This window comes from Allobosea lupini, assembly GCF_900109525.1.
GTDB lineage: Bacteria > Pseudomonadota > Alphaproteobacteria > Rhizobiales > Beijerinckiaceae > Allobosea > Allobosea lupini.
Window position 1 is genome coordinate 511,085 of record NZ_FOAN01000005.1, and the last position, 7,673, is coordinate 518,757.

Genomic DNA, 7,673 nt, shown 5'->3' on the forward strand with positions numbered 1-7,673 from the left:
GCACAGTCGGTCAAAGCAGCATCGCGCCGAAATTGCGGGCCGGGTCCATTTCCGGCACGAGCCGACCGGTCGGTCTGGCTGCCCAGCCGCCGGTGCGGGCCAGCCAGCGACCGCTGCCAGGCGTGGCCTTCACCACCCCTTCAGCGATGACGCTCCGCCCGCGGACGAGCACGGTCTCGGGCCAGCCAATGGAATGACGTCCGGCAAAAGGCGTGAAACCCGTCCGGTCATGCATCATGGCGTCCGTGACTATGACCTTGCGATGCGGATCCCAGATCGCGATGTCGGCGTCATAGCCCGGCAGGAGCGCGCCCTTGCCCGGCAGGTTGTAAATCTGTGCCGGCGCGGTCGCGGTCAGCTGAACGAAGGCATCCAGCCCCCGCCCCGCGAATTCGGGCCGCTCCTTCGACACCATGGCGTCGAAGAGCAGCGGCAGCCTCGTCTCCAGCCCCGGCAAGCCGTTGGCGATCTGCTTGAAGTTCGGATTGGGACCGGCCGAGAGCTTGCCGGTCTCGTCGAAGCGATAGGGCGCATGGTCGGACGAAATGGTCTGAAGATCGCCGAGAGCCAACCCCTGCCACAGCGCCTCCTGATCGTCGGTCTCGCGCGGCGGCGGCGAGCACATCCATTTCGCGCCTTCGAGGCCGGGTTTGTCGAGGTCGTCCTTCGTCAGGAAGAGATATTGCGGGCAGGTCTCGGCAAAGATCTTCAGGCCCCGCCCCCGCGCCGCACGGACGGCCTCGACGCCCTCGCGGGTCGAGACGTGGAAGATCATCACCGGCTGGTCGAGCAGTTCGGAGGCCGCGATCAAGCGGTTGAAGGCCTCCGCTTCCGACACGCGCGGATGGCTGACGCCGTGATATTTCGGCGCGACATAGCCCTTCTCGACGAGGCGGCGCGCCATCCAGGCGATCATGCCGTGGTTCTCGGCATGGACGCAGACGAGCGCGCCGTTCTCGCGCGCCGTCAGCAGCAGGTCGAGCAAAGGTTCATCGTCCACCTTGATCAGGTCGTAGGTCATGAAGACCTTGATCGAGGCGTGCCCCTCCGCGATCAGCGCCGGCAGGTCGGCCTCCAGCGTCTTGCGATCGGGATTGGCGACGATCAGGTGGAAGGCGTAGTCGATCATCGCGCCACGCCGGGCGAGCGCCGCATAGTCGTCGACAACCTTGCGCAGATCGAGCCCGCGATGCTGGGCGGCGAAGGAGATCAGCGTGGTGGTGCCGCCGAACGCGGCAGAGGCGGTAGCGCTTTCGAAGCTGTCTGCGTTGAGCAGGCCGCCGGCCGAGACCTGCTCGACATGGGCGTGGGTGTCGACGCCGCCGGGCAGGACGAGCTTGCCGGTCGCGTCGATCTCGTGCGTGGCCCGGCCGAGCCCCAGCCCGAGGGCGGCGACCTTGCCGTCCTTGACCGCGAGGTCGGCGCGGAAGCTGCCGGTCGCGCTGCCGATGGTGCCGCCACGGATGATGAGGTCGTAAGGGGTCGTCATTGCGTTGATCCTCGTCTCAGGCGCCGACCAGCACGGTGCCGAGCGCCATGGCGACGGCGGCCTGTGTCGGGTCGATCACCGGCACGCCCAGCGCCCGTTCGAGCGGGGCTCGGTGGCGGGCCATGCCGGCGCAGCCCATCACGACCACCCCTGCTCCGTCCAGATCGCGCAACTCCCGGCCCTTCTCGATCATGCGGGCGAGCGTGCCTTCGCCCGAGGCGCTTTCGGCGACCGACATCTCCAGTGCGCGCTCGCCCGCCAGCCGCTCCATCAGCCCCATCTGGCGCAGATAGCGGATATGACGCGGGATGGAGCGCGACTTGATGGCGATGACCCCGAAACGATCGCCCCTCGCCAGCGCCGTCAGCACGCCGCATTCGGCGATGCCGAAGACCGGCTTTGCCGTTCCCTCGCGGCAGACATGCAGGCCCGGATCGGAATAGCAGGCGATGACGAAGGCATCGGCCTCGGCCGCCTCGATGCGCCGGCGCAGCGGCATGGCCACGGCCTCGACATGCTCCTGCGTTTCGATGCCGAAGGGACCTTCGGCCAGCGTCTCGCAAAAGATTTCGGGGCTGCCCGGGCGGGCGAAGACCGCCAGCGCCTGGCGCAGCCCTTCGGTGACGGTTTCGTTCGAGTTCGGATTGATGACGAGGATGCGGCTCATGGTCTGTCTCCCCGAAAGGCTGCGCCCCTTGCGGCCGGGCGTCTGGTCGGTGGCAGCGCTTACGCCTCAGGCGGCGGCACTGCGCCGGTCTGGCTGGTGATGATCCCATAATGCTCGATGCGGCGATGGCGGGCGAAATCGAAGATGGTCGATTTGCCGAAGGCCGTCTCATCGAGATTGCAGGCATGCACCAGCAATTCGTCGCCTTCCGTCTTGGCTTCGGCGACGATCTCGCCGTTAGGGTCGACGATCAGCGAGCCGCCGATCATATGGTGCCCGTCCTCGTCGCCGGCCTTGGCCACCGCCACGACCCAGGTGGCGTTCTGATAGGCGCCGGCCTGGACGCTGAGGCGGTTGTGGAAGAGGCGCTTTTCAGGGCCCTCTGCGCCGCGTTGCGAATTCACCGAGGGGGTGTTGTAGCCGATCAGCACCATCTCGACGCCCTGCAGGCCCATCACGCGGTAGGTTTCCGGCCAGCGCCGGTCGTTGCAGATCGCCATGCCGAGCACGCCACCCAGCGTGCGCCAGACCGGGAAGCCCAGATCACCCGGCTCGAAATAGCGCTTTTCGAGATGCTGATGCGTGCGCTCGGGATCGTATTCGGCGTGGCCGGGCAGATGGATCTTGCGGTACTTGCCGACGATGACGCCGGTCTTGTCGACGAGAACGCTCGTGTTGAAGTGATGCCCGTCCGATGTCTTTTCGGCGTAGCCAAAGGACATTGCGATGCCGTGCTCGCGCGCCCGGTCGAACAGGACCTGCGTCGCCGGGCCGGGCATCGCATCCTCGAACCAGATGTCGGCCTCGCCACGGTCCTCGTGATACCAGCGCGGAAAGAAGGTCGTCAGCGCCAGCTCGGGATAGACGACCAGATCGGCACCCTTCCCCTTGGCTTCGTCGAGCAGCGCGATCATGCGGGCGATCACGGCCGCGCGGCTGTCGGCCTTCTGGATCGGGCCCATCTGGGCAGCGGCGACGGTGAGCATGCGCATGGCGCGTCCTTTCGATGATGGCCGCTCAGCGGGCGGCGGCGTGTTCGAGGCGGCTGACGAGCCTCACCGCCGGCCAAAGCAGCGCGAAATAGATCAGCGCGGCCAGCACGATCGGCGAGGCGTTGAAGGTGAGAGAACGGGCCATGTCGGCCGAGTAGAGCATCTCCTGCAGCGAGACGACGCTGGCGAGAGAGGTGAGCTTCACCACCTCGACCGTGTTCGAGACGAGGTCCGGCAGCACGTTGCGCAGGCCCTGCGGCAGGATAACCCAGGTGAACGTCTGATCCGCCCTCAGCCCCGTGGAGCGCGCCGCTTCCCACTGCCCGGCGGGGACGCTCTCGATGCCCGCACGGATGATTTCGCCGTAATAGGCGGCGTTGTTGAGGAAGAAGGCGATCACCACCGCCGTGAGCGGCGAGATGCGCAAGCCGAGAAAAGGCAGCCCCGAATAGACGAGGATCAACACCACCAGCGGGGGTAAGGCGCGCATCAGGTCGACGAGCAGCGTCACCGAAACCCGCAGGGCGCGAACCGTGGATCGGCTGGCCAACGCCACCAGCACGCCGCCAATGAGGCCCATCGGGATGACGATCAGGCAGATGAGCAGAGTGGTCTTCAAGCCCTGCAGCACCAGCGGCAGGGCCTTGGCCATAATGTCGAGATTGAAGAACTGCTGGAGGAGCACGTCCATTACTGGCGCCTCCAGGCAAAGCGGCTCTCGATCAGCCGACCGAGGCCGATGACCGGGATGAAGAGCAGGAGATAGGCGAAGGCGCCCATCAGCAGCGGCGTGGCATTGCCCGAGAAGGAGACCGCGGTCGTTGCCTGGTTGATGATCTCCGGCACGCCGATCACCGTTCCCAGTGCGGTGTTCTTGGTGATGGCGATGGTGCGGTTGGTCAACGGCGCCACGGCGAGGCGCAGCGCCTGCGGCAGGACGACGTAAAGAAGCGTCTGGGTCTCGGTGAGCCCGGTCGAGCGGGCAGCCTCGCGCTGGCCGCGTTTCACTGCGATCAGCCCTGCCCAGACGATTTCCTCGGCGAAGGCGGCGAGCACCAACGAAAGCACGAGCCAGAGCACCGCGAAGCTTGGCAGTTCGATGCCGATATTGGGCAGGCCGAAGAAGACCAGCAGCACGAGCACGAGCGGGGGCACCGCGCGGAAGAGATCCACGAAGAGCATCAGCGGCCAGGCAAACCAGCGGCCGGCCCGCCAGCGCACCAGCGCGAGTGCCAGGCCCAAGAGCAGGCCCGTCCCGACGACGAGCGCCGCGATCTCGATCGTCACGATGAGCCCGCTCAGGATCGCCGGCCAGGTGGCGGCGCTCAGCTTGGCGTTCAGGAAGCTGTCGAGGAAGCGATCCATGGCGCTACCGGGCGACCTCGGAGACGAAGGTGCGGGTGCGCTCGTGGCGTGGCGAACCGAAGATCTGCTCGGGCGGGCCCTGCTCGACGATGACGCCACCATCCATGAAGACGACGCGGTCGGCCGCCTCGCGGGCGAAACGCATCTCGTGGCTGACGACCAGCATCGTCATCCCGGCGGCACGCATGTCGCGCATTGCCTGCAGCACCGAGCCGACGAGTTCGGGGTCGAGCGCCGAGGTCGGCTCGTCGAACAGCATCAGGCCGGGCTCCAGCGCCAAGGCGCGGGCAATGGCGACGCGCTGCTGCTGGCCGCCGGAGAGTTCCCCCGGATAGGAAGCGGCCTTATGTGCGAGGCCGACGCGCTCCAGCGCGGCCATGCCGATGCGCTCGGCCTCGGCGCGCGGCTTCTTCAGAACCTTGCGCAGCGCCAGCGTGACGTTCCCCAGCGCGCTCATGTGCGGGTAGAGGTTGAAGGACTGAAAGACCATGCCCATACGCCGGCGCAGCGCGTTGATGTCGATCCTGTCGGCCAGCACCTCCTGCCCGTCGAACCAGATCGAGCCGCCGCTGGCCTCTTCCAGCCGGTTGCAGCACCGCAGCAGCGTGCTCTTGCCGGAGCCGGAAGGGCCGATGAGGAAGACGAGTTCGCCGGGCGAGACGGCGAGGTCGATGCCCTTGAGAACCTCGGCCGCGCCATAGCTCTTGCGCAGGCCGCGGATGTCCAGCAGCGGGTGGGCCGGACGCATGGTTCCAGCCTGTCCGCGAGCCGACGCAATCGCCTCGCTCACTTGCAAGTGGGGGTATGCGCCGCGACATCGTAGCCCGGCATGTCGGGCACGCCATAACCCGGGAACGGAGTGACGGCGGCGGAGTCGGCCGCCGGCTTGGTGCCGAACCATTTCTCATGGAGAGCGGCAATGGTGCCGTTGGTCTTCAGGCACTCGATGGCCTGGTCGAGCTCGCTGCGCAGCGGCCCGGAATCCTTGCGCAGTGCGACGGCCCAGACCAGCCCGGTCGAATAGGTGTAGGAGAGCTGGATCTGCGGATTGCTCCTGGCCGCCCACTGCACGACCGTGTTGCCGGCGACATTGGCGTAGGCCCGGCCGGAGATGACGGCCTGGACGGCGTCGGTCTGCGTGCCGAAGGATTCGACCTTCCAGCCGATCTTCTCTTCGAGGCCGCGCGCCCAGCTGTCATAGGCGGAGCCCTTGTTGACCGAGATGACCTTGCCCTTGAGTTCTTCGAGGGCGGTGATCGGCGGCGCGCCTTTCTTCGTCAGGAACTGGAAGTCGGTGTTGAGATAGCCTTCGGTGAAGAGCAGGCTCTCGGCGCGCTCCTTGCTAACCGTCACCGGCGCGACGATGAAGTCGTAGGTGCCGGCCTGCAGGGCCGGGATCAGCCCGGAAAACTGAGCGGCATCGACTGTCACCGTCTTGCCGAGCTGCTTGCCGACGGCCTCGGCCAGATCGACGTTGAAGCCCTCGATGCCGCCGGAGAGCTTGGGCATGGCGTGAGGCGCGAACGTGCCATCGACGGCGGTCTTCAACGTCGTCTGCGCCATCGCGGCGGGGGCGAGCAACAAGGTCAAGCCGATGGTGGCGATTCTGGCGAACATGGCGCGCTCCTGGGAACGGGAAACCGCAGGATAGTCAGGGCCGGAAAGCCGCCACAATATCAGATCTAGAAAAATCACTAGCCCTACTATCAATCAAATTTATACTGCCCGCGATCTGTCCAGAGGAGCCGGCCGACGTGCTGAATTTGCGGCAACTCGAGATCTTTCGGGAGGTCATTCGCTGCCAAACGACAGTGGCGGCGGCGCAGGGGCTGGCCTTGTCGCAGCCGGCGGTGAGCACCGCGGTCAAGCAGATGGAACGGCAACTCGGCTTCCAGCTGTTCCAGCGGCAGGGCAACCGGCTGATCCCGACGCCGGAAGCGCTCGAGATGTATCGCGACAGCGATCCCATCTTCTCGATGGTCCAGTCCTTCTCGCGCAAGGTCACCGCGCTGCGCGACACGCGCAGCGGCTCGCTACGGCTTCTCGCGACGCCCCCGATCGCCAATGCACTGGTGCCCCGCGCCCTGGCGCGCTTCGCCAGCAGCCGGCCGGAGCTGCATGTCGATTTCGACGTGCGCCGTACCGATGGCGTCATCGAAGGGCTGGAGAGCGGCGCAGCCGATCTCGGCGTCTCGCTGGAGCCCTATGCGAGGCCGGGATTGGAGGCGGAACTGATCGGTGCCGGGCAGATGGTCTGCGCCATGACGCGGGACCATCCGCTGACCGCCAAAAGCGAGATTTCTCCTGCCATGCTCTCCGGCCACCGGATGATCGGCTTCGAGCCGGGCGCACGGCTCGGGCTGCTGCTGCAGCGGGACTTCTTCGCCGGTGCGCGCCCGGCCTGCCCGATCGAGGTGCGCTACAGCAACACGGCCTGCCTGCTGGCCGAGGCCGGCCTCGGCGTGGCGCTGGTCGATTCCTTTACCGCGATCAGCGGCAGCCGCTACCGGCTGGAAGTGCGGCCCCTTAGCCCGCGCGTCTCAGTCGAGGCCTACGCGCTCTATCAGAAGGCGCGCGCCCCCAAACGGCTCATCCGAGCCTTCATCGACGAGCTGAAGAAGGCGGTTCGCCCCGCCTTCCTGGAGACCGGCGAAGATCGCTGAAGTTACAGGAGCGCAGTGCTTGGCTGGCCCGCAAGAAGCGTCGGCTCCGGACGGCCCACGCTCTCGGTCGCCAGCCCCAGGCGTCCGCTTCTGATGCGGCGCCGGCAGAGTGCGAAGCGCCAAGAGCAGAACTTGGCGCACCCTACGAAAGCAGATGGGGTGGATGGCTCCCGCTCCCGGCGCTGCAGCGCCACAGTGGTGCTGTCACGCAGCACGAGCTTGGAGCGACCACGATGGAGATCACGACTGTCGGCATCGACCTGGCCAAGAATGTCTTCCAGGTGCACGCCATCAACGGAACAGGAGAGGTCCTCGCCCGACGAGCGCTGAGGCGAGCTCAGGTCATGCCCTTCTTCCGCAAGCTTGCTCCCTGCCTGGTCGGCATGGAGGCCTGCGGCACGAGCCATCATTGGGCGCGCGAACTGACCGCTCTGGGGCATACTGTGCGATTGATGCCGCCGGCTTACGTCAAGCCATACGTGAAGCGGGGCAAGACC

8 protein-coding genes and 1 pseudogene are annotated in these 7,673 nt (G+C 66.6%); 2 read left to right on the forward strand and 7 right to left on the reverse strand.

The features are described from left to right. Positions 1 to 10: 10 nt before the first annotated feature. From hydA to BMZ21_RS17800, 7 genes are read right to left on the reverse strand one after another with little or no spacing between them, the layout of a single operon-like run. The gene (gene hydA / locus BMZ21_RS17770; RefSeq protein WP_091837047.1) at positions 11 to 1,489 is read right to left on the reverse strand and encodes a dihydropyrimidinase; all 1,479 of its coding nucleotides are present in this window, start codon (positions 1,487 to 1,489) and stop codon (positions 11 to 13) included. Between the two features lie 16 nt (positions 1,490 to 1,505). Then, the gene (locus BMZ21_RS17775; protein ID WP_091837050.1) at positions 1,506 to 2,156 is read right to left on the reverse strand and encodes an aspartate/glutamate racemase family protein; all 651 of its coding nucleotides are present in this window, start codon (positions 2,154 to 2,156) and stop codon (positions 1,506 to 1,508) included. A gap of 59 nt (positions 2,157 to 2,215) precedes the next feature. Further along, positions 2,216 to 3,148, reverse strand: a complete 933-nt coding sequence (locus tag BMZ21_RS17780) for an N-carbamoyl-D-amino-acid hydrolase (RefSeq protein WP_091837053.1) — start codon at positions 3,146 to 3,148, stop codon at positions 2,216 to 2,218. 25 nt (positions 3,149 to 3,173) lie between these two features. Next, complete coding sequence (locus BMZ21_RS17785) at positions 3,174 to 3,839, reverse strand: amino acid ABC transporter permease (protein ID WP_091837055.1); 666 nt, start codon at positions 3,837 to 3,839, stop codon at positions 3,174 to 3,176. Further along, positions 3,839 to 4,513 (reverse strand): amino acid ABC transporter permease, encoded by a 675-nt coding sequence (locus BMZ21_RS17790; protein ID WP_091837058.1) that lies wholly within the window; start codon positions 4,511 to 4,513, stop codon positions 3,839 to 3,841. The genes BMZ21_RS17785 and BMZ21_RS17790 overlap by 1 nt, the downstream gene beginning before the upstream one ends. Positions 4,514 to 4,517: 4 nt before the next feature. Next, positions 4,518 to 5,261, reverse strand: a complete 744-nt coding sequence (locus BMZ21_RS17795) for an amino acid ABC transporter ATP-binding protein (protein WP_091837060.1) — start codon at positions 5,259 to 5,261, stop codon at positions 4,518 to 4,520. A gap of 38 nt (positions 5,262 to 5,299) precedes the next feature. Continuing rightward, positions 5,300 to 6,130: a transporter substrate-binding domain-containing protein gene (locus tag BMZ21_RS17800; RefSeq protein ID WP_091837063.1), complete on the reverse strand. Its 831-nt coding sequence runs from the start codon at positions 6,128 to 6,130 to the stop codon at positions 5,300 to 5,302. 137 nt (positions 6,131 to 6,267) lie between these two features. Here BMZ21_RS17800 and BMZ21_RS17805 point away from each other — a divergent pair, with 137 nt between their 5' ends. Both BMZ21_RS17805 and BMZ21_RS17810 read left to right on the forward strand, forming a co-directional pair. Further along, a complete protein-coding gene (locus BMZ21_RS17805) occupies positions 6,268 to 7,176 on the forward strand; it encodes a LysR family transcriptional regulator (RefSeq protein WP_091837065.1) in 909 nt (302 codons plus the stop codon). Positions 7,177 to 7,409: 233 nt separating this feature from the next. Next, positions 7,410 to 7,673, forward strand: a pseudogene (locus BMZ21_RS17810) (IS110 family transposase); the annotation flags it as partial.